This is a genomic window from Streptomyces sp. NPDC093097 (genome assembly GCF_044754325.1).
Classification (GTDB): Bacteria; Actinomycetota; Actinomycetes; order Streptomycetales; family Streptomycetaceae; genus Streptomyces.
The window spans coordinates 435,295-454,358 of record NZ_JBIVOW010000003.1 but is presented as its reverse complement, the minus strand read 5'-3'; the positions used below and the strand labels follow the sequence as shown (position 1 = coordinate 454,358).

The following is a 19,064-nucleotide window of genomic DNA, read 5'->3' as shown; positions in this document are numbered from 1 at the left end:
CGCGGTTGCTGTCCAGGCGGTGCGGGGGCGGCGGAAGCTTTAGTTCGCGTTGTCAGAAGGCATCTTGACTCGCCAAGAGCTGTTCCACTTGCGCTTCGAGGCGCGTGAGGCGCTCTTCGATGCGTCCCGAGGTGTGTGTTGCATCAGGTTCGCGCCTGGAGTGGTCCGGAGTCATGCGCAAGTCCCGCAACATTTCTAGCTCCCTCCGGAACCCGCGGTCTCGTTGAACATCCATCTCTGAATGCGCGGGAGTCATAATTTCCCATCCCGCCCAATCGACCCGTGGGTTGGTCGCAGACGCGTCACCTCGTACGGAGTCCTCGTGCACACCGGTGACCGCAAGCGCATGCCCGAGGCGCACCAAAAAGAGTTGTTCCTGGGCAAGTTGGCCAATATTTGCCCATGCCTCCCGGAGCCTCTCGGCGGCATTTTCTTGAGGGCGGTTGGTGAGTTGGTCCTTCAGCATCACTGCCCCCAGGGCATGCCGAAAGCGCTGGTGCGCGGCAGACCTGCTCACGCCAAGCTCTTGCCCGATTTGCTCCCATGGCGTTCCAGAAGCGCGTTCCAGTAGTACGGATGCCTTCATCAACGTCTCTGCAAAGTCCAAGAGTTGCTTGGCGCTGCGGACGTGTCGCCCTGGTGGAGCTTGAAGGTATGGCTCAACACTGGGGCGCTCCGGCTCGTCGGCGCTCGTGTCGTCCGTGGGAGAGGGAGACATGCGGAGATCCTCCTCGGAGGTGTCGAGTGGTGTCAAGCTGAGCTAGACGGGGCGTATCGCTCAACTACCGCTTACGTATTGGGTTTCGTGGAGATGGGTGATCGCAGCGCACCAGCAGGCGTGCTTGCCGAGGGCACCTCGGAGGCGTCATGCTGCACCCGGTGTCGAGGCGGTGCTCGGCGCGGCCGCCGCCGGCCGCCGGCGGCGCTGTTTCAACGGCACCACGGCCCCGCCGTCCTTCCGGGCGGCGCGCTGCTCCGCGGACTGCCGGGCCTGCGCCGCGAGGCACCCCGCACACGCCGGCTCCCCCAACAGGCGGTGTAGTCCGTAGCCGCGGACTGTCCCGCCCTTCTCGTGCTCGGCGGCCAGCCGGCCGCGCCGGGCCGCCTCGGTACGCGCAGCCTGCGCCCCCTGGCACATCTCGCACGTCTCCCGGTACGCCCGGTGTGCGGCGAGCGCCGGCCCGGTGCCGCAGGCGAGGCGGAGCCGGCCCTCGTCGTCCACCCACCGGCCGGCGTCGTGCCGGAGCCGGCTGCGCTCCCGGGCGGTGAGGCCGCCCCAGACGCCGAACCGCTCGTCGTTGGTGAGGGCGTAGTCCAGGCAGGCGGGGCGCAGCGGGCAACCGAGGCAGACGGCCTTGGCCTCGTCCTGGCCGGCGGTGTCGGTGGCGTAGAAGTCGGCGTCTGCGTGGGCGCAGGGGGTCGTGGCGTCGCCGAGGAAGTCGGGGATCGATGGGGTGTTCATGGTCAGTCCTCCTCGGGGGCGGGGTGGTTGGCGGTGGGGGTGTTGGGGTGGCTGCCGGTGGTGGGGTCGCATCCGATGTGGGTGTCGTAGCCGCGTGCTGCCCAGTCGGGGTCCATGGGGGTGTCGCACACGGTGCAGTGGGGGTGTTCGGGGGTGGTGTTTTGCCTGTCCTCCCCCTCACCTCCCCCCTCCCTAGAGGGGGAGCGGGGGGAGGGAGGTTTTGAAGGGGCATCCCCCGGGCCTCCCCCGGTGGTTGGGGGGATGTTTGACCTGGGGTTTTGGTCTATCTCCCCCGGGGTCCCCCCGGTTTTGGGGGGAGTTGGGTGTTCAAGATCGCGGGGGAGGTTTGGGGGGAGGTCATTTCGGACATCGAGGGCCTCGTCCAGGGAGCCTCGGCGCTTGCGGATCCGGACCGCTTCCTCGATCTTGTCCTTGCGCATCTGGATGCCGTTCTCGGCGCACCACTTGATGACTCGGGGCCCGCCCCACGTGAGGTCCACCTTGGCGTTGGCGAGGGTCGCTACGAGCCATTCGGGGGTGCCGGGAGTGAGCGGCTTGGGTCGGGCGTCGAGGCTTTCGAGGACTACCGAGGTGACCGGCCGGCCGTCGGGGCGGACCTCGCCGTCGATGGTGACGACGCGGAGACCGAACTGCATCTCGCCGTGCTGTTCGTCGTCCTTCTGCTTACCGACCTTCATCGTCACGATGACGTTCGAGGCGTTGTCGCCCTTCTTGGAGACGTGCATCTCGGACTGCAACGCGCCCTTGGCGGACGACGAACCGCGCCCGTGCTCGCCCTGGTGGCCGGTGTGGTGGATGACCAGGACGCACGCGCCGGTGGCCGCGCGCAGCTTCTCCATCCGGTCGACGACAACACCGAGTTCCTTGGCGCTGTTCTCCTCGACGCCGACGGAGATGCGGGCCTGAGTGTCGATGACGATGAGGGCCGGGGAGAGGCGGTGCATGGCCTCGATGAGGGTGTCCCACTCGCCGCTCATGGCCTGGACCGGTCGGGGAAGGAAGAACACGTTGTCGGCCCTGAGTCCATGGTGCTTCTCCCATGCGCGGACGCGCTTGCGGATGCCCCGGGATCCCTCGGCAACGAGATAGACCACTGTGCCTTGCCGGGTGTACTGGCCGTGCCACCGCTTGCCGGTGCCGACGTGGCACGCGAAGTCGATGACCATGAACGACTTCATGTGCCCAGACGGGCCGACGACGCGGGCGAGGGAGTCGAGGTGCAGTAGATCGCCAACGAGCGGTTCGAGGGCGGGCATGTCGTCGAGGGCCGAGGTGTCGAGCAATTCGGCGATGAGGGCGTCCGCAGGGTCGCCGGAGCGTCCGGCGTCGCGCTCGGCGCGCCGCTTGAGGTAGTCGTCGATGAACGTCGTGGTGGCGCCCGGCTCGGCGTCGGGTTCGCTGGCCCGTTGGATGATGCGGCGGCCGAGTTCGATCTCGCTGCGGAGGTCGGATCGGCGGCGCACCTCCAGCGCGAAGTAGGCGGGGTCGAACGACTGGTGCTGGTAGAGGTGGTGGAGGTACGTGGCACCCCCGACGCGCTTGAGATCGCCGCGCTTCTCCAACTCCATGGCGAGCGCGATGGGGTCGGTCGGTTCACCCCGGTCGTAGAGGGCATTGATGGCGTTCCACACGAACTCGTGCGCGGGGCGGTAGAAGTCAGCGCCGGTGATGATGGTGCGGACCTCGGGGAGGAGACGCGGCTTACCCATGCAGCCGCCGAGGACAGACTCGGTCGCGAGGATCTCCGCCTGCTCTCCGGTGAGGGCGGTTGCGGACGCGTCGTCATCCACCGTGGCGGTGCGTGGGATGTGGCGAACGTTGTCCACGGGGGCGGCTCCTTGCGGTCAGAAGAGCGTGGCGTGCTGCTCGGGGGCGGCCGGCCGGGCAGAACCGGGGCCGGGGCAGGCGTGTTCAGTGACGTGCTGGTAGGGGCAGCGCGCGGGGTGGTGGGCGTCGATCCAGCGGAGCCGGGGCGAGGTGTGGGGGCGTTGGACGAGGCACCAGATCAGGCGGTTGGGGGCACGGACGGTGGTCTGCTCGGCGGGGGTGAGCGGGCGCAGGTCCGCGGTGACGGTGAGGGCTGCGGTGTCGCCGACGAGTTGCCGGAGGACGGGCGCGCGGCAGGGCGGGCACCGGGCGGTGCCGTGTGCTGCCGCGCGCCCGGTCATCAGGCGGCCTCGGCGAGGGCCGCGCCGGTGGAGCAGCGGGCCTTGTGGTCGGCGCGGATGACGGTGACGAACGCGCTCACGCGGTTTGCGCCGGTGACGGGGCCCTCGACGGTGTGGCAGAGCAGGCACTCGTAGCGGGCGCGGGGCGGGCGGATCCACCGGCCGCCTCGGGCCTGCTGGCCCATGTCGACGAACAGGCCCCCGGTGACGAGGACTCGGCGGGCGGCGCGCGGCCGGGCGGTCACGCGGCGGCCCTCCGGCCCAGAGCGCGGCCCGCGAGGTGTCGGATGGCGGCCTCGGCCTGTTGCGGGACGACACCGTTGCCTAGGGCCTTGAGCTGGGCGGAGCGGGAGAGGCCCGGTATAGCGGTGACGTGGCCGGCGGGGAGGCCCATCATCCATTCGACGAAGGGCGGGTTCAGGCGTCGTCGATCGTCAGTTGCCCGGGGGGCGGGGCGGCCGAGGATCGCTTCCCACCGCGTGATCGCGGGCGCGAAATCGCCCCACTGAGCGTGGGGTTCCCACGCGGGTACGTTGGGCTGGTGCGGTCCCCGTCTGCCGCCGTCGGTGTCGGCAGCAACCGCGCCGCGTCCGTCAGCCTCGGCCCATACCCGGTCCCGTAGGGCGTCCCGTCCGGCCGGAAGTTCGCCGTTCCTGTCGAGTCGGTAGCCGCCGGCGTCGGGAGCAGGTGCACGACCGCTGACGGCAGGGCGAAGTCCCCTTTGCTGCCTCGTTGGTTCGGGCCGCCCTTCTCCCCGTCCGAGGCCCGTGGGGTTGGTAGGAGGGCGACGGCCGTGCGCAGGTCCGGACCGCCGTCCCCGTGTGCTCCAGCCCCGTTCGTGTCCGAGGTGCGGGGTGTCGGAAGCGTCCGCACGACGTTCGGCAACTGGTCCGGGTAGCCCAGGCCGCGGGCGTCCCGCGCCCTGGGCGTCGGCAAGGACTGCGAGGAGGAAGAGGCGGCGCCGCTGGTGAGGGGCGCCGACCTCGTCCGCGCGTACAACGCTCCACTCCGCATCGAACCCGAGGGTGGCAAGGTCACACAGGACGCCGTCGAATCCGACTCGAAGGTGATTCGCGACGTTCTCAAAGATCGCGATTCGGGGTCGAAGAATCCGAAGGGCACGGGCAATGTGGGGCCACAGGTGCCGGTCATCGGCTGTTCCCTTCCTCTTGCCGGCGAGGCTGAACGGCTGGCACGGGTAGCCGCCGATGGCGATGTCCACGGGCTCGACCTGGAGGTAGTCGGCGGTGGTGAGGTCGCCGATGTTCGGCACATCCGGGTGGCGGTGGGCGAGGATGCGGCGGGCGCCGGGGTCCACATCGGACACCCAGGCGAGTTCGCCGCCGAAGACACGCTGTGCGGCGATGTCGAGACCGCCGTATCCCGTGCACCAGGACCCAATGCGATACGTCATCAGGCCATCCCCCCGAGGTCGGGCCACCGGCAGCCGGCGAGCGCCGCGCGGTGGCCGTCGGGGACCTCGGCGAGGGGCTGCCCAAGGTGGTGCAGTCCCATCGCGCGGAGGATGAGCGCGTCGGCCTCGTCGTCGCTCGGGAGGATCGCGCCGTACCGGCGGCGCGCGGCGTCGAGGACCACGGCCTTGCGCGAGTTGCCCTTGCCGGTGGCGTACTTGGCGCGGGAGGTCGGCGGGATGACTGCCACCGGGATTTCTCGGTCGACCAGGGCGCCGACGACGCGCCACCAGAGCCCGGACAGGTCGTGGTGGCCTGCCTGCCCCATGGAGGCGTGTGAGGGGCCCTCGACGCACGCGAGGTCGACGGTGCCGACCTCGTCCATGACGCGGGTGGTGATGTAGGCGAGGCGGGCGTGCCGGTCGGCGATCGAGTCGCGACGGCGGCCCCGGGTGGGGACGCGGGTGGTGCCGCCGAGGGTGGCGATGCCGGTGCCGGTGAGGGAGATGTCGAGACCGGCGACGCGGTAGCGGGGCCGGGGCCCGGCCGCCGTGGTGGCGGCCGGGGCGGCATCGAACAGGGTGGTCACTGGTCCCCCTTGGTGATGTGGCCGCAGCCGCCGCCGGTGCAGAGCCATCCGCCATCGCCAGTGGGTTCGTGGCGGGTGGTGATGTGGCCGCACACGGTGGTGTGGCAGGGCAGCCACCGGGAGCCGTCGCGGATGGTGTGGAACGGGGCGGTGGTGGCGGCGTGGATCCGGCGGGTGCCGAGGTAGCGCGGCAGGATCAAGAGGCCGATGAACCCGAACCCGAGCAGGCCGCCGAGGACGATGGCGATCACTGGCCGCCTCCCGTCTGGTGCGGGATGACCGGCCACGCCGGCTCGACGTAGGCGTCCGGGTTCGTCTTCCGGAAGTACGCCTGGAGTCCGGCGGCCTGGTCCGCGGCCCATGCGGTCTGTGCCGTGTGCAGCTCGTCGAGGCTCATGGCGGCCAGCGCCGGGTAGCGGGTGCCTTGTCGCCATGCGACTCGGCAGGCGGCGAGGGCGTCGGCGTCTGCGGAGTGCGCGCCGTCGAGCGGCACCGCGTAGTGCTGGCACAGGGCGGTGAGCTTGCGGGAGCCGCGACGGTAGCGGTCGACCTCCTTGTCAATGACGAACGGGTCGATGACCCACAGGCGGTCGCCGGGCCGGTCGGTGAGCGGCGTCATGCCGTACCGGCGGGCCTCGCGGTCGAGGACGGTGAAGTCGTACCGGGCGTTCATCGCGACCAGCGGGGTACCGGTGGCCATCGCCGCGGCGAGGGTGTCGAGGATCTGCTCGACCGCGGCCCGCAGGTCGACGCCCTCGGCGCGGGCGCGGGCGGTGGTGACGCCGTGGATGGCGGCGGCCTCGTCGGGGATTTCGTGGCCGTCCACGTCGGTGAGCCACGTCTTCGAGGCGGTGTCCTGCCCGCCGCCGCACTGCACCACGCAGGCGGTGACGATGCGGGCGGTGAGCGGGTCGGGGCCGGTGGTTTCGAGGTCGAAACCGGCGAGGCGGCCGAGGTGCCAACTCATGCGCCACCGCCGGTGCGCTCGTTGTAGATCCGCAGGCCGAGAGACCCGAGCGATTCCGACTCGCCGTTCTCGTTCGTGACCTTGGCGCCCAACATCCGGGCGTTCTCGACCTCGTAGCCGATCTGCTGGATGCGGCCAGGGCTGGTCTTCGGGTTGAGTACTTCATCCCGGTACGACTCGGCGGTCCGGGCGGGCGCGTCCATGCCCCGCTCGATGTGCGAGGCGTCGGGGTCCTTGTCGTGCGTGGGAGTCAGGCCGCTCGTGAGGAGCAGCACCCGCAGCGCGACGGATTGCGCCTTGGCAGTGCCCTTGTCCGCGGAGTCGAGTGCCTCGCCCTGCGTCTGGAGGGTGAGGGTGTCGCCCTTGGGCCCGACGATGAGCCAGGTGACGCGGGCGGTGCACTCCCGCATCTTGCTGCCCTTGCTGGTGGTGGTGTCGCGGTAGGACGCCTCGACGTTCACCGGCAAGACGTTGATGCCGTGCTTCAGCGTCACGGGCCCGAAGGTGTTGACCACGGTGTCGACGCCACGGAAGTTGAAGCGGGTGCCGCCGCCGTTGTACTGCTCGCCCTTGGCGATGGCGCGGACCTCCCGGCGGACGCGGAGCCACGCGAGGTGGACGGGCACCATCTCGGGGTCGCCGTCGCCCGGCTCGTAGTCGGCCATGGGGTCCGGGGCCGGGGCGTACTCCGTTGTCTGGTCCGGCTCGGCGGCGGGCCCGGTGACGTTGGTGGTGTCGGCGCGGCCGGCCGCAGCCGCGGCGCGTTCCTGCAAGGTGGTCATGCGTTGTGCTCCTCACGGATCACGCGGGGGATGTTGAGGCGGTGCGAGACGCGGTCCTCGACGCAATCGGCGTAAGCCTCGGGCCAGCGCTCGGCGAGGCGGCGTGTGTCGCAGTGCTCGCGGCTGGTCTCGTCGAGGGACACGAACGTGCGGTCCAACACGGTCGCGGCGGTCGCGTCGCCGAGCCCGGAGAGGATCCGGGCCTTGGCCCGCTTCTTACGGCTGGCCGCTTCCTTCTCGTCGTTGTGGGCGTCGAGGTAGTCGGCCACCGCGTCTTGCGTATCCACGTCGCGGGTGATGTCGAGCGCGCCGGAGCGGTCCGGGTGCAGCCGGTCGTAGAGGTCGAGGAGTACGTCCGGGTCCGCGTCGTCGGCGAGGACCGGCGGCCGGCGGGTGGAGATCTGCTGCCACGCACGGGCCCCGGCGGTGCGCAAGTCGCCGAGCAGATCGGCGTGATCAGTGACACGGACGACGTACTGCCGGTAGTCGTTTCCGCCGATGAGCACGGCGGCGTGCACGTGGTCGAACCCGCAGGTGTCGGCCTGCCACAGGGTTTGGACGAGCACGTCGTCCGCAACGCCCTGCCGGAACTGCGACGCCTTCATCTTGTCGCGGCACTTGATCTCTACGGCGCAGCGCTCCCGGCCGTCGGCCAAGGGGCACTCCAGCACGCGGCGATCGAGCGTGCACATCTGCCAGGGGCGCTCAGTGTTGGCGACCAGCCCGACACGGCGGATCACGCTGCGGTTCCGCCGGGCCCACTCGCGGGCCACGGTCTCTTCGAATGCCCTGCCCCAGAGGGCGGGTTCGGAGTCGTCGCCGTCCAGCGGCAGGCCGCCGGTCTTGTCGTGGTAGACGGAAAGGGCGTTGCCGTAACGGCTGATACCGAGAATGGCGGCGATGTCGGAGGAGCCGAGGCCACCGCGGCGGGCTGTGAGCCAGTCGGCGCGGTCGGCGGTGGCGGGGAGGATGAGGCGGCCGGTCGGCGTGATCCGCCGACCGGCGGCCGGGGCCGTAGCCCCGGCCTGCACGATCTCAGGCATTCGCATCGCCGCCCTCGGCGACGCTCGCGGCGCGGGTGAACTCGCCCCGGGGGGTGTCCTTCCCGGCAACGTCGGCCATCCGGCGCAGCAGGTCTGCCGCGTCCCCGCGGCCGGGGTCGCACTCGTAGTCCTGCGCCAAAGCGTTGATCGCGCCGGCGGCCTCGCGTAGCACCTCGGCGCGGTAGGCGTCCAGCGCCTCACGCACCTCGCTCGGCGCCCAAACCGTCATGCTGCCCCGGTCGGTGCGAACCATGATGGTCAGCCGCTCACGCGGACTCATCGCGCTCATGCGGCGGCACCGCCCTCGGCGCGCTGCTGCGGCACCGGCTTGGGACCGGCCACCGCCCGGATCCGGTCGGCCAGCGCGAGGCACTGCCCGCCGTACACCGGGATCCGCGTGGACACCGCGTTGAGCAACTCCTCAACGAGCAGGGACTCGGGCCGGTGGCCGTCGTACGGCCGGGCCTCCTCCTGCTCGGCGAGGATCTCGGCGAGCGCGTCGGCGTGCTCGGTGACGAGGTCGAGGACGAGGGCCTCGACGAACGTGGTGATGTCGAGGGTCACGCCGGCCGGGATCGGCTCGACGGAGATACGGAACGGCCCAGACACGGCCGGGAGTTCAGCGGACATCGGTCCCTCCGAGGGCCAGTTCGAGGAGCCACAGCGCGAGGAACGCGAGGGCGACGAGGACGAGGACGATCACGGGTTGTCACCCCCGGCGGCCCGCATGCGGGCGCGGTAGCCGAGGCGGCGGGCCTCGGCCTGCTCGGCGGTGAGCGGGGGCTCGTCGTCGTGGACGAGCCCCCAGTGGCCGGCCGCGCGGTCCCACTCGATGTGCTCGTCACCGGCCGGGTTGCTGAGGTGACCATCCGGCTCGACGTGCACCGGGATGCCGGCATCCACCAAGGCGTTGAGGGCGTCAGTGACGCGCTGCCACAACGAAGCCGGGGCGGCCGCGCCGAGGGCGCACACGGTCAGGCAGGGCCACTGCTCGTCGTCCTGCGTGCAGTGCTCGCTGTCCGGGTACTCGACGTGCAGCACCCGCACAGCGGTGGTCTGCTGCTCCAGCTCGGCGACCCGGGCCCGCAGCCGCTCGGCCTCGGCCGCGGTCTCCGGCGACTGGAGCATCCCCGCGGCGTCCAGTGCCATAGCGATACCCGCCGCGGTCTGTCGGGTCTGCATCGTGCGGGCGATCAGGTCCGCAGCGGCTTCGATCAGGAGCCGGTTCACGCTGCCACCTCGGCCTTTCCGAGGAGCGTCCACGCCTCCACCGGGATGCCGTCCAGCGTGGCGGTCATGGATACGTACGGCCGCGGGTCGGTGTCCCGGAACGGGCGGGTCGTCGCCTGCGCGCCGAGGGACTGCGCCAACTGCTCAACCCCGGCCGCCGACTCGTAGAAGAACACGCTGATCTGCGGACTGTCCGGCGCGAAGTCGTTGCACCTGACGGTGATGTCGTTGGGGACGACCGGGCTGTGCATGACGATCAGGGTGGCCGCCGAGAGGGCAGCCAGGTGCCCGCGGCGCTGAGCGTCGTCGTTCTCGACAACAGGGCCGGTAATCTGTGTGCTCACGGGGAGCCTCATTTCTCTGGGATCTGGAGTGGTGAGGTGAGCCGGAGGGGTCGCGCCGGGGTCCAGCCGGTAGCGGCCCCGACTCACGTCGGTCAGGAAGCGCGGCGGAGTGACCTGCGCGCAGGAAGCGGGCGCAGGGTCGCCAGGGGGTTCGAGGCGGCCGGTGCCGCCGAGGTGTCCGCGAGAGGCCCGGTGACCGGAGCCACGTGGAACGCGCGGACGATTTCCGCGAGGTGCTCCTCGGTGAACAGCACCTCGCGGCCGAACTTGGTGTGAGGCAACGCCTTGATATGCCGCTGCAACCAGGTCTTTTGGACCCGGAGGGCGTCGGCGGCCTCGTCGTAGGTGAAGAGGCTCGGCGCGCTCATGCCAGCGCCCTAAGGCCAACTGGCGGGATTTCGCCCTCGGGAGCCGGAACGGACCGGCCGACAGGGGCGAAAAGGACGAGTACGTCCACTCCAATCACGCGGCACAGGGCGTGCGCGGTCTCGGCGGTGACGCACTCCCGGGCCCCGCTGTGGAGATCGCCGATCGTGCCCGTGGCACATCCCACCGCTTCCGCGAGATCGCGGATCGATATCCGCTGACCCGTGCCCGTGCGTCGCATCAGGCGTCGCAGCAGGTCGGCGTCCAGGAGTCGGTAGCGGGAGTCACGCGGGACCATGTCCACCTCCTCAGGTGAATTGTCCATCCACTTGGACATGAGGAGCATGGCATATGCGTGGACAGGTTGTCCATCCAGATGGTCAGCCTGTTTCTATTTGGTCATTTGCGCGGACCGGGCTAGGCGGCGTCGCCCTTTAGCGTGGACACTTTGTCCAGCGGGTGAGTCACTGCATGCCCCCGACCAGGCAAAACGGAATCGGTGCCTCATCCGCCTCATGGACACCAGAAGCCCGACTCTTCCCCAGGGGTGGCAGGATGACCGTCATGGTCGAACAGGACGAAACGCAAGCGGCGCGACGGACGCACCTGTCCGACCTCGTACGGGAACGCCGCGCCGAACTCCGCCTCAGTCTGCGCGCAGTCGAGGAGCACCCCGGAAACCGTGATGCCGACGGCCGGCCACTCATCAAGCGAGGGTGGCTCGACCGCCTAGAGAAATGCCTGCCGGTGATCCCGCCGCAGGTGCCCGAACTCACCGCCCTCGCCGCCGCCTTGTCTCTCCCGTTGGGGCGACTTCAGGACGCGGCCGGCGCGCAGTTTTTGGGGATTGATGTCGTTTGGTCAACCTCGGGTGAGGCCCGCGCGCTCGTGGAGCACGCGGAGCGCCTGACGCCCGCTCAGCGCGAGCAACTCGCCCGCCTACTGGCCGCGTTCGAGCGCGGCGACACCTGAGTCCGCCGATCTTCGGGTACCGATATTGCGGATAGCCATACTCACGCGTAGGTGTGGTTGAAGGCTGTCCGGAATGACACCATGGTGATCCGCCTGAGGGGCGACGGACCACGGTAGCCTGCACGTCCGAATGTTTGTTCGGATTCGTGCGCCTTGCGTCGAGTGGGGGTTCCATGACTCAGAGAACAGCGGCTCAGAAGACACCAGCAGCGCGGTTCGAGATCAGTGACGACCTGCCCACTGGAATCGTCCTCCTACCCATCGAAAGGCGCGGAGAGGTGCTCTGGCTCGTCCGCCGCGGCCACATGACTCCGGAACTCTGCGAGTCCCTGAACGCGCACCTCACCCACATCACCCGCCACGGTCTCTGGGAACACAACTGGGGCGGGTCCGTCGAGCAGACCCGCCCCTACGCCTCGGCCTGCTAGACCACGCTGCGCAACCCGCCCTGCGCCGGAACCGCCGGCCCGGACAGGGCGGCCTCGACCGCAGCAACGATCTCTCCGTCCAGAGATCGCACCAGATGCCCGTACCGGTCCACCGTCGTCTGAATCGACTCGTGCCCCAACCGGGCCTGAATCGCAGGCAAGGGGATGTTCGCCCCGATCAGCCACGAGACGTGCGTGTGACGCAGATCATGAATCCTCGGCCGCCTCGGCAGCCCCTTCTCCACGGCGCTCTTCACCGCCGGCAGCCACTTCCTGTTGTAGAAATTCGCGTGCCGCCACGCGCCCCCCATCGCCGCGCGGAACACGAACGCCTCCGGTAGCTGGCCAGCCACCAGGCGCCGCGCCATCTCCACCTGCACGGGGGACAGAGCCAGCACACGCCGCGCTCGCCGGGTCTTCGGCGGCCCGAGGTAGAACGCCGCCGCGCTGCCCTTCTGCGCCTTCTTCCAGGCCCGCTGAACGGACACGGTGGGCCGGTCGGCAGTTAGGGCCAGGTCGCGCACTTGGAGGGCCGTAGCCTCCCCCCACCGCATCCCCGTGCTGACGAGCCAGTCGGCGAGGTCCCGGGCCGCGGGATCCTTGATCTCCGCAGCTATTCGCGTGTACTCGTCGCGCTCCAGGAAGCACATCTCTTCCTCGGTGTGGTCGTCCACCCGAGGCAGGCTGGTGCCCTTGCAGCAATTCGTAGTCCGTAGCTGCGGCTCAGCCTCGACCGCGGCCTGAACGATGCACCACAAGAGGCCGTGGCGGTTCGCGATCGACTTCGGGTCGGCGGGCCGCCGCGCCCACTTCTCGGCGTCCGCCTCGTCCGGCGCCCCCTTCTCCTCGGCCCGTACCCAGTCCTGAATGTCATCGGCCGTGAGGTTGCAGATGGTCGCCGGAGTCGCGACGCCGGCCCGGGTGGTGTGCTGGAGAAGGGACAGGTGGATCCGGATGTCTCGGTGGTAGTCCTCGCGGGTGCGCTCGTCGATGCCCGTCAGCCGGTCGACGTAGCGGGTCGCCCAGTCAACGAAAGGGATGTCGTCGGGGTCAGTGTCCGGCTCGACGAACCCGCGGCCCTTGATCCAGCCCGGGGGCCACTGCTGGCCGTGCGCGTCCACGAGCTTCCGGAACTGATCCGCCTGCTCCTGCTCGGCGAACGACTCCGTCTCGTTGGTCCCGCCGCGGCCCCCTTGGACCCAACGGACCTGGAAGATCGAGGAACCGTCCTTGCGGGTCCGCTCTCTGATGGTCGCCATGGGCCGAGAGTAGGGGCGTTTCTGGGGGTGCGTTAGGCCCGCGTTTGGCCGGGAAATGAAAGAGATCGGCTCCTGACCTGTTTTCCCAGGTCAGGAGCCGATCCTTTTGGGTGAGTAACGGGACTCGAACCCGCGACATCCTGGACCACAACCAGGTGCTCTACCAGCTGAGCTATACCCACCATGACCGGTGCTTGTGTGGTTCCTTTTCCCCACCGGCTGAGAAAAAGTGTACAGGCTCCGGAGGGGTGCTCGCTCCCAGGTTTCGCATCCCCGGGAGCGAGCTACGTCACTGCGCCGCCGTCTCCGGTTCGGCGGGCAGCTTGTGCCTGGCCGCGATGGCCTTGGCGGTCTCCGAGTCCGGCCCCGGCTGGGGCACGAACACGGCCTCCCGGTAGTAGCGCAACTCCGCGATGGATTCGCGGATGTCGGCCAGCGCCCGGTGGTTGCCGTTCTTGTCCGGACTGTTGAAGTACGCCCGAGGGAACCAGCGACGGGCCAGTTCCTTCACGGACGACACATCGACGATCCGGTAGTGCAGGTAGCTCTCCAGCGTCGGCATGTCGCGCAGCAGGAAGCCGCGGTCGGTGCCGACGGAGTTTCCGCACAGCGGCGCCTTCCTCGGCTCCGGCACATGCTGCTTGATGTAATCAAGCACCTGTGCCTCGGCCGCTTCCAGCGTCGTCCCGGCGTCCAGCTCGGCCAGCAGCCCGGAGGCGGTGTGCATCTCCCGCACCACCTCCGGCATGGTGGTCAGCGCCTCGGCCGGGGGGCGGATCACCACATCCACCCCGTCACCCAGCACGTTCAGTTCCGAGTCGGTGACCAGGGCGGCCACCTCGATAAGCGCGTCACTCGCCAGCGAGAGTCCGGTCATCTCGCAGTCGATCCACACCATGCGATCGTTCATACGTCTCACCCTACGGGGCGCTCCCGCTGGCCGGGGAGGACGGGGCGGGCGGCCCCACGGCCGACCGGGGTCTCCGGCAGCCGTGCGGCATAGCCCTCCGGCTGCGGCTTGCCCGCGTCCGCCGTCTCGGCGGCCAGACCGTGCCCGCCCAGCGCGGCGGCCGAGAACCGCTCGGTCGCCAGCGCCGCCCGCTCGCGCTCCGGCCGCTCGGCCCGCTCCGGTCGCAGCGCGGGCTCCGGCGCACCGCTCTGCGGCCGACGGGCGCGATAGGCCGCCCGGTAGGCCGCGGGCGAGGCGCCCAGCTGCCGCCGGAAGTGGCCGCGCAGCGCGACCGGCGAGCGGAACCCGCAGCGGCCGGCGACCTCGTCCACCGAATAGTCGGAGGTCTCCAGCAGCCGCTGGGCCTGGAGGACCCGCTGGGTGATCAGCCACTGCAGCGGCGCGCTGCCCGTGAGGGAGCGGAACCGCCGGTCGAAGGTGCGCCGGCTCATATAGGCGCGGGCGGCCAGCGTCTCCACGTCGAACTGCTCGTGGAGGTGCTCCAGCGCCCAGGCGACGACCTCGGCGAGCGGGTCGGCGCCGATCTCCTCTGGTAACGACCTGTCCAGGTAGCGCTGGTGCCCGAGGTCGGACGCGGTCCGCCGGGGCGGGACGACCAGACGGCGGGCGAGCGCGTTGGCCGCGTCGGCGCCGTGGTCGGTGCGCACGATGTGCAGGCACAGGTCGATACCGGCGGCGGTGCCCGCGGACGTGAGCACGTCGCCGTCGTCGACGAACAGCTCACGCGGGTCCACATGGACGGACGGATAACGCTTGGCGAGCGTCGGCGCGTACATCCAGTGGGTGGTGGCCGGTCGGCCGTCGAGCAGTCCGGCCGCGGCGAGGACGAACGCCCCCGTGCACAGCCCGACGATCCTGGCCCCTTCCTCGTGCGCGCGGCGCAGTGCGTCGAGCGCCGCGGGCGGCGGGGCCTGGGTGATGGAGCGCCAGGCCGGTACAACGACCGTCCCGGCGCGGGAGATCGCTTCCAGCCCGTAGGGGGCGGAAAGTTCGAGCCCCCCGGTGGTGCGCAAAGGCGCGTCTTCGCCAGCGCACACAAGTAGTCGGTACCTCGGAACGCCGGCGTCTTGACGGTCGATGCCGAAGACCGAGAGCGGAATGGAGCTCTCGAAAATGGGGCCGCCACTAAAGAGGAGCACCGCGACTATTTCGCGGCGTCGTCGGGCGGCGAGCTTGCGTGCGGCGTCTGGTACGGCAGCGGAGTCCTGGCTCATGGCACTTAAGCCCCCCTCGGTCGTCTCGCCCTCTCGGTCCTGCACAGTTCCCCCGCCGTCATTACCAAGATCGAATCTACTGTGTCCCGTGAGGATGGAGTGCCAAGTTCACCACCCGCTGGTATGTCGATATGGCAACTTGGCGCGAAGCATTCGATCACGAAGCGTTCCACTCGTCGGGCCTGCATGGGAAGTGCGCGTCTCGGCTCTGCCCGTTCGCAGTAGGGCACAACCATGCCCGGCGGTCCTTTCCTCCCAGCTCACACCTGGGTTGAGGGGGGTCAGGGGCAAGGGATCGGCCAGGGCCGGAAGTTGGCCGAAAACGGTCGTGCGCAGACTTGCGGACGCCTCAATCGACCGGCGTACGCCTTTCGTCGTGCCGTCCGCCCCCCTGCGCTCCCGTCCTGGTATATCCCCTTCTGTCCCAGGGGTGTTCGGCATCCGCGGAACGGGTCGGCGCCCCATCTGCCGGTCGCCTCGGCGGAGTCGGCGGCGGTGCGGTTCGGCGCCGTCCGGGAGGACGGGGTGGCGATCAGGTCGACGGGTGTCGGGGGTGCGGTCCGACGCGTCGCGCGGACGCGACGGCGCTCACCGGGTCGGGTGATCTCCGGGATGCCGCCGGCGCTGCACCGATCCCCGCGCGGCGGCCGATACCGCAGCGCCACCGGCGCTCACAAGGTGCCGCCGGGGTACGTACGGGGGCATGCCGGGGCATTGCCATCCGCGGCACGCTCCGGCATGCTCCGGGGAACGCTTGCGGCCCCCGCGTCCCCTGGGGCGCTTCACCGGTCCGTGTGCGTTCTGGGCAGTGGAGGAGTAGCGCCGTACTCTTGGGGTATCGGCTTGGGAAGACGATTCCTAGTCGTATCGTTCCTCTTTGAACTATGGCGCGGGCTCCTCGGTCGAGCCGCCCAGGTCAACTGCCGGATCAAGTCAATCGCCGTTCCCCGTTCGCCCCTCCGCAAGAGGACGTTCTCGCCGAGACCCCCATGACCGGTCACGAAACCCCCGAACCCGCGGACCGCAAGCAGGTCGCCGATCCGATGGCGGACCTCGAAGCGGCGGAACAGAAGCACCACTCCTGCGATCCCGCCTTCCGGCACGGCGTCGTGGTCGGCTTCGACGGCTCCACGTCGAGCGAACGCGCGTTGGCGTATGCAATCGGTATGGCGCGCCGCCACGGCTCCGGCCTGATCATCGTCCACGTGGCCAACCGGCTGCCGACGACGGTCTGGGCGGGCTGCGAGCCCCCGGTCTTCGTCGACGTCCCCGACCACCGCACCGAGGTGCTCGGGCTGGAGCTCGCCTGCGCCGACCACCTCACCGAGGTCCCCTGGATCCTCGTCGAGCGCGGCGGCGACATCTGCCACGAGCTGGAGGAGGTCGGCCGGGAGTACGAGGCCGACGCGATCGTGGTCGGCTCGACCCACGGCATCGTCGGCCGGATCTTCGGCTCGGTCGCCGGCCGCCTCGCACGCCGGGCGCAGCGCCCGGTCATGGTCATCCCCTGACGGATTCGACGACGCCCCTTACTCGGCGCGTCCAACGGGCTCGGTCTGCCCGGAGCAAGTCCCTTGTGCGGCCCACCCGTTGAGCAACCCTCCTTCCCGCGTCCACAGTTGAGGGCGCGTCATGGGGATTGTGGACAGCGGGCGCCGGGTTGCCCTCCGGAGGTTGGCCGTGCGTGGGTGATGGGTAGAAAACGGTCACAACGACGTGCTGCCGGCCAGGACGTGACGGATCCCGGACGGTGGCATTCCGCCGGCGTAATGGGCGACGCCGGCAAGGGGAGGCCCCGGCTCCGTGCGCATGGTGGCACGCACGGAGCCGGGGCCTGCTTTTGCGGCCAAGCCGCCGCCGCTATCGCGGAGGGGGTGGCTCGCCGCGGGGGTTGCTCAAGTGTCGCTTCGGAGGACTTGGGGCCCGGGAGCCTCGGGGGGCCTCGGTGGATTACTCCACGGTGACGGACTTGGCGAGGTTGCGGGGCTTGTCGATGTCCCGGCCCAGGGCCAACGCCGTGTGGTAGGCGAGGAGTTGGAGCGGGATGCCCATCAGGATCGGGTCCAGCTCGGGCTCGTTCTTCGGCACCACGATGGTGTGGTCGGCCTTCTCCTGCTCGTCGTGCGCGACGGCGAGGATCCGGCCGCTGCGGGCCTTGATCTCCTCCAGGGCGGCGCGGTTCTTCTCCAGCAGGTCGTCGTCCGGGACGATCGCCACGGTCGGCATCGCGGGCTCGATGAGCGCCAGCGGACCGTGCTTGAGCTCCGAGGCCGGGTACGCCTCGGCGTGGATGTACGAGACCTCCTTGAGCTTCAGGGACGCCTCGCGGGCCACCGGGTAGCCGCGCACCCGGCCGATGAACATCATCGACTTGGCGTCGGCGTAGAGCGCCGAGAGCCGCTTGATCTCGTCCTCGCCCTTGAGGATCTCGTCGATCTGGCCCGGCAGCTTCCGCAGGCCCTCGATGATCCGCTTGCCGTCCGCGACCGACAGGTCCCGGATCCGGCCCAGGTGCAGGGCGAGCAGCGCGAAGGAGACCACCATGTTGGTGAAGCACTTGGTGGAGACCACGCAGACCTCGGGGCCGGCGTGCACATAGATGCCGCCGTCGGTCTCCCGGGCGATCGCCGAACCGACCACGTTGACCAGGCCCAGCACCCGGGCGCCCTTGCGCTTGAGCTCCTGGACGGCGGCCAGCACGTCGTAGGTCTCACCGGACTGGGAGACCGCGACGTAGAGGGTGTCGGGGTCCACGACCGGGTTGCGGTAGCGGAACTCCGAGGCCGGCTCGGCGTCCGAGGGGATGCGGGCCAGCTCCTCGATCATCTGGGCGCCGATCTGGCCGGCGTGGTACGAGGTGCCGCAGCCCAGGATCTTCACCCGGCGCACCGCGCGCGCCTCGCGGGCGTCGAGGTTGAGACCGCCGAGGTGGACGGTGGAGAAGCGGTCGTCGATCCGGCCGCGCAGCGCCCGGTCCACCGCCTCCGCCTGCTCGGAGATCTCCTTGTGCATGTACGTGTCGTGGCCGCCCAGGTCGTAGGACTCGGCCGCGTACTCGACGGTCTCCGGCGTCGCCGTCGTGCGGGAGCCCTCGGTGGTGTACGTGCGGTAGTCGTCGGCCTTGAGGGTGGCCATCTCGCCGTCGTCGAGGGTGACGACCTGGCGGGTGTGCGAGACCAGCGCGGCGACGTCGGAGGAGACGAACATCTCGTGCTCGCCGATGCCCAGGACGACCGGGGAGCCGTTGCGGGCGACCACGATGCGGTCGGCGAAGTCGGCGTGCAGCACGGCGATGCCGTAGGTGCCCTCGATGTGGCGGAGCGCCTCGCGGACCTTCTCCTCCAGCGTCGGGGCGGTGGAGCGGCCGACGAGGTGGGCGAGCACCTCGGTGTCGGTCTCGGAGACGAACTCCACACCGTCGGCGGTCAGTCGGGCGCGCAGCTCGGCGGCGTTGTCGATGATGCCGTTGTGGACGACGGCCACCTTGCCCTCGGTGTCGAGGTGCGGGTGGGCGTTCTCGTCGGTGGGGGCGCCGTGGGTGGCCCAGCGGGTGTGCGCGATACCGGTGGTGCCCGCGAAGCGCTTCGGGAGGCGGGACTCCAGCTCGCGGACCCGGCCCTTGGCCTTGGCGGTCTTCAGGCCGCCCGCGGCCTTGCCGGTGCCCTTGGCGTGGATGGCGATGCCGGCCGAGTCGTAGCCGCGGTACTCCAGGCGCTGAAGGCCCTCAAGGAGCAGCGGCGCGACATCGCGCTTGCCGATGTATCCGACGATCCCGCACATACGGTGACCCTTCTCGTTGGCGTTGGTGGGTGCTCGGCCGGCCCGGCCGGTCCGGGG

General features: G+C 70.1%; 23 protein-coding genes, 1 tRNA gene and 1 pseudogene. 3 read left to right on the top strand and 22 right to left on the bottom strand.

The window, feature by feature from the left end:
- Positions 1 to 52: 52 nt before the first annotated feature.
- The 17 genes and pseudogenes from ACIQE0_RS07360 to ACIQE0_RS07280 form a co-directional block, all read right to left on the bottom strand.
- On the bottom strand, positions 53 to 469 hold the full coding sequence (locus tag ACIQE0_RS07360) for a hypothetical protein (RefSeq protein ID WP_402329689.1): 417 nt from the start codon (positions 467 to 469) through the stop codon (positions 53 to 55).
- Positions 470 to 865: 396 nt separating this feature from the next.
- Positions 866 to 1,462, bottom strand: coding sequence for a WhiB family transcriptional regulator (locus ACIQE0_RS07355; RefSeq protein WP_402329687.1), 597 nt, complete (start codon positions 1,460 to 1,462; stop codon positions 866 to 868).
- A gap of 2 nt (positions 1,463 to 1,464) precedes the next feature.
- Positions 1,465 to 3,309 carry an AAA family ATPase gene (locus ACIQE0_RS07350; RefSeq protein WP_402329685.1) on the bottom strand — a complete coding sequence of 615 codons (1,845 nt, stop codon included), beginning with the start codon at positions 3,307 to 3,309 and terminating at the stop codon, positions 1,465 to 1,467.
- Between the two features lie 18 nt (positions 3,310 to 3,327).
- The gene (locus ACIQE0_RS07345; RefSeq protein WP_402329683.1) at positions 3,328 to 3,651 is read right to left on the bottom strand and encodes a hypothetical protein; all 324 of its coding nucleotides are present in this window, start codon (positions 3,649 to 3,651) and stop codon (positions 3,328 to 3,330) included.
- Positions 3,651 to 3,896, bottom strand: coding sequence for a hypothetical protein (locus ACIQE0_RS07340; protein ID WP_402329682.1), 246 nt, complete (start codon positions 3,894 to 3,896; stop codon positions 3,651 to 3,653). Before ACIQE0_RS07340 ends, ACIQE0_RS07345 begins: the two co-directional genes overlap by 1 nt.
- Positions 3,893 to 4,048 (bottom strand): hypothetical protein, encoded by a 156-nt coding sequence (locus ACIQE0_RS07335; protein ID WP_402329837.1) that lies wholly within the window; start codon positions 4,046 to 4,048, stop codon positions 3,893 to 3,895. The genes ACIQE0_RS07340 and ACIQE0_RS07335 overlap by 4 nt, the downstream gene beginning before the upstream one ends.
- Positions 4,049 to 4,636: 588 nt before the next feature.
- Positions 4,637 to 5,065, bottom strand: a pseudogene (locus ACIQE0_RS07330) (DNA cytosine methyltransferase); the annotation flags it as partial.
- Entirely contained in the window at positions 5,065 to 5,652 is a 588-nt protein-coding gene (locus ACIQE0_RS07325) for a hypothetical protein (RefSeq protein WP_402329680.1), read from the bottom strand. The pseudogene ACIQE0_RS07330 and the gene ACIQE0_RS07325, both read right to left, overlap by 1 nt.
- The gene (locus tag ACIQE0_RS07320) at positions 5,649 to 5,903 is read right to left on the bottom strand and encodes a hypothetical protein (protein WP_402329677.1); all 255 of its coding nucleotides are present in this window, start codon (positions 5,901 to 5,903) and stop codon (positions 5,649 to 5,651) included. The genes ACIQE0_RS07325 and ACIQE0_RS07320 overlap by 4 nt, the downstream gene beginning before the upstream one ends.
- Positions 5,900 to 6,619 (bottom strand): 3'-5' exonuclease, encoded by a 720-nt coding sequence (locus ACIQE0_RS07315; protein ID WP_402329676.1) that lies wholly within the window; start codon positions 6,617 to 6,619, stop codon positions 5,900 to 5,902. Before ACIQE0_RS07315 ends, ACIQE0_RS07320 begins: the two co-directional genes overlap by 4 nt.
- Positions 6,616 to 7,401 (bottom strand): ERF family protein, encoded by a 786-nt coding sequence (locus ACIQE0_RS07310; protein ID WP_402329674.1) that lies wholly within the window; start codon positions 7,399 to 7,401, stop codon positions 6,616 to 6,618. Before ACIQE0_RS07310 ends, ACIQE0_RS07315 begins: the two co-directional genes overlap by 4 nt.
- Positions 7,398 to 8,444, bottom strand: a complete 1,047-nt coding sequence (locus tag ACIQE0_RS07305) for a YqaJ viral recombinase family protein (RefSeq protein ID WP_402329672.1) — start codon at positions 8,442 to 8,444, stop codon at positions 7,398 to 7,400. The genes ACIQE0_RS07310 and ACIQE0_RS07305 overlap by 4 nt, the downstream gene beginning before the upstream one ends.
- Positions 8,437 to 8,733 (bottom strand): hypothetical protein, encoded by a 297-nt coding sequence (locus ACIQE0_RS07300; RefSeq protein WP_402329670.1) that lies wholly within the window; start codon positions 8,731 to 8,733, stop codon positions 8,437 to 8,439. Before ACIQE0_RS07300 ends, ACIQE0_RS07305 begins: the two co-directional genes overlap by 8 nt.
- Complete coding sequence (locus ACIQE0_RS07295; RefSeq protein WP_402329668.1) at positions 8,730 to 9,074, bottom strand: hypothetical protein; 345 nt, start codon at positions 9,072 to 9,074, stop codon at positions 8,730 to 8,732. Before ACIQE0_RS07295 ends, ACIQE0_RS07300 begins: the two co-directional genes overlap by 4 nt.
- Before the next feature lie 69 nt (positions 9,075 to 9,143).
- Positions 9,144 to 9,674 carry a hypothetical protein gene (locus ACIQE0_RS07290; protein ID WP_402329665.1) on the bottom strand — a complete coding sequence of 177 codons (531 nt, stop codon included), beginning with the start codon at positions 9,672 to 9,674 and terminating at the stop codon, positions 9,144 to 9,146.
- A complete protein-coding gene (locus ACIQE0_RS07285) occupies positions 9,671 to 10,018 on the bottom strand; it encodes a hypothetical protein (RefSeq protein ID WP_402329663.1) in 348 nt (115 codons plus the stop codon). Before ACIQE0_RS07285 ends, ACIQE0_RS07290 begins: the two co-directional genes overlap by 4 nt.
- A gap of 92 nt (positions 10,019 to 10,110) precedes the next feature.
- Positions 10,111 to 10,386, bottom strand: a complete 276-nt coding sequence (locus ACIQE0_RS07280) for a helix-turn-helix domain-containing protein (RefSeq protein WP_402329661.1) — start codon at positions 10,384 to 10,386, stop codon at positions 10,111 to 10,113.
- 553 nt (positions 10,387 to 10,939) lie between these two features.
- On the opposite strand from ACIQE0_RS07280, the gene ACIQE0_RS07275 reads away from it, so the two are divergent.
- Positions 10,940 to 11,356, top strand: coding sequence for an XRE family transcriptional regulator (locus tag ACIQE0_RS07275; protein ID WP_402329659.1), 417 nt, complete (start codon positions 10,940 to 10,942; stop codon positions 11,354 to 11,356).
- Positions 11,357 to 11,529: 173 nt separating this feature from the next.
- On the top strand, positions 11,530 to 11,784 hold the full coding sequence (locus ACIQE0_RS07270) for a hypothetical protein (RefSeq protein WP_402329657.1): 255 nt from the start codon (positions 11,530 to 11,532) through the stop codon (positions 11,782 to 11,784).
- Here the strand turns inward: ACIQE0_RS07270 and ACIQE0_RS07265 are convergent.
- The 4 genes from ACIQE0_RS07265 to ACIQE0_RS07250 all read right to left on the bottom strand — a co-directional run bounded on the left by ACIQE0_RS07265 (position 11,781) and on the right by ACIQE0_RS07250 (position 15,227).
- Positions 11,781 to 13,043 carry a tyrosine-type recombinase/integrase gene (locus tag ACIQE0_RS07265; RefSeq protein ID WP_402329655.1) on the bottom strand — a complete coding sequence of 421 codons (1,263 nt, stop codon included), beginning with the start codon at positions 13,041 to 13,043 and terminating at the stop codon, positions 11,781 to 11,783. The two genes, ACIQE0_RS07270 and ACIQE0_RS07265, sit on opposite strands and share 4 nt — an antisense overlap.
- A gap of 109 nt (positions 13,044 to 13,152) precedes the next feature.
- Positions 13,153 to 13,225: transfer RNA gene (locus ACIQE0_RS07260), tRNA-His, on the bottom strand.
- 107 nt (positions 13,226 to 13,332) lie between these two features.
- A complete protein-coding gene (gene orn / locus ACIQE0_RS07255) occupies positions 13,333 to 13,953 on the bottom strand; it encodes an oligoribonuclease (RefSeq protein WP_402329653.1) in 621 nt (206 codons plus the stop codon).
- A 5-nt stretch (positions 13,954 to 13,958) separates the two neighbouring features.
- Complete coding sequence (locus tag ACIQE0_RS07250; RefSeq protein ID WP_402329651.1) at positions 13,959 to 15,227, bottom strand: GlxA family transcriptional regulator; 1,269 nt, start codon at positions 15,225 to 15,227, stop codon at positions 13,959 to 13,961.
- 989 nt (positions 15,228 to 16,216) lie between these two features.
- Here ACIQE0_RS07250 and ACIQE0_RS07245 point away from each other — a divergent pair.
- Entirely contained in the window at positions 16,217 to 16,738 is a 522-nt protein-coding gene (locus ACIQE0_RS07245; RefSeq protein ID WP_366336409.1) for a universal stress protein, read from the top strand.
- A 439-nt stretch (positions 16,739 to 17,177) separates the two neighbouring features.
- Here ACIQE0_RS07245 and glmS read toward each other — a convergent pair whose 3' ends face one another.
- Positions 17,178 to 19,007 (bottom strand): glutamine--fructose-6-phosphate transaminase (isomerizing), encoded by a 1,830-nt coding sequence (gene glmS, locus ACIQE0_RS07240; RefSeq protein ID WP_366336411.1) that lies wholly within the window; start codon positions 19,005 to 19,007, stop codon positions 17,178 to 17,180.
- Positions 19,008 to 19,064: the final 57 nt, after the last annotated feature.

Bases quoted from the DNA above. Each gene is read 5' to 3' on its own strand.
- ACIQE0_RS07355 (WP_402329687.1), bottom strand. From the start codon at position 1,462: ATGAACACCCCATCGATCCCCGACTTCCTCGGCGACGCCACGACCCCC.
- ACIQE0_RS07345 (WP_402329683.1), bottom strand. From the start codon at position 3,651: ATGACCGGGCGCGCGGCAGCACACGGCACCGCCCGGTGCCCGCCCTGC.
- ACIQE0_RS07335 (WP_402329837.1), bottom strand. From the start codon at position 4,048: ATGATGGGCCTCCCCGCCGGCCACGTCACCGCTATACCGGGCCTCTCC.
- ACIQE0_RS07315 (WP_402329676.1), bottom strand. From the start codon at position 6,619: ATGAGTTGGCACCTCGGCCGCCTCGCCGGTTTCGACCTCGAAACCACC.
- ACIQE0_RS07310 (WP_402329674.1), bottom strand. From the start codon at position 7,401: ATGACCACCTTGCAGGAACGCGCCGCGGCTGCGGCCGGCCGCGCCGAC.
- ACIQE0_RS07305 (WP_402329672.1), bottom strand. From the start codon at position 8,444: ATGCCTGAGATCGTGCAGGCCGGGGCTACGGCCCCGGCCGCCGGTCGG.
- ACIQE0_RS07300 (WP_402329670.1), bottom strand. From the start codon at position 8,733: ATGAGCGCGATGAGTCCGCGTGAGCGGCTGACCATCATGGTTCGCACC.
- ACIQE0_RS07295 (WP_402329668.1), bottom strand. From the start codon at position 9,074: ATGTCCGCTGAACTCCCGGCCGTGTCTGGGCCGTTCCGTATCTCCGTC.
- ACIQE0_RS07280 (WP_402329661.1), bottom strand. From the start codon at position 10,386: ATGAGCGCGCCGAGCCTCTTCACCTACGACGAGGCCGCCGACGCCCTC.
- ACIQE0_RS07275 (WP_402329659.1), top strand. From the start codon at position 10,940: ATGACCGTCATGGTCGAACAGGACGAAACGCAAGCGGCGCGACGGACG.
- ACIQE0_RS07270 (WP_402329657.1), top strand. From the start codon at position 11,530: ATGACTCAGAGAACAGCGGCTCAGAAGACACCAGCAGCGCGGTTCGAG.
- ACIQE0_RS07265 (WP_402329655.1), bottom strand. From the start codon at position 13,043: ATGGCGACCATCAGAGAGCGGACCCGCAAGGACGGTTCCTCGATCTTC.
- orn (WP_402329653.1), bottom strand. From the start codon at position 13,953: ATGAACGATCGCATGGTGTGGATCGACTGCGAGATGACCGGACTCTCG.
- ACIQE0_RS07250 (WP_402329651.1), bottom strand. From the start codon at position 15,227: ATGAGCCAGGACTCCGCTGCCGTACCAGACGCCGCACGCAAGCTCGCC.
- ACIQE0_RS07245 (WP_366336409.1), top strand. From the start codon at position 16,217: ATGACCGGTCACGAAACCCCCGAACCCGCGGACCGCAAGCAGGTCGCC.
- glmS (WP_366336411.1), bottom strand. From the start codon at position 19,007: ATGTGCGGGATCGTCGGATACATCGGCAAGCGCGATGTCGCGCCGCTG.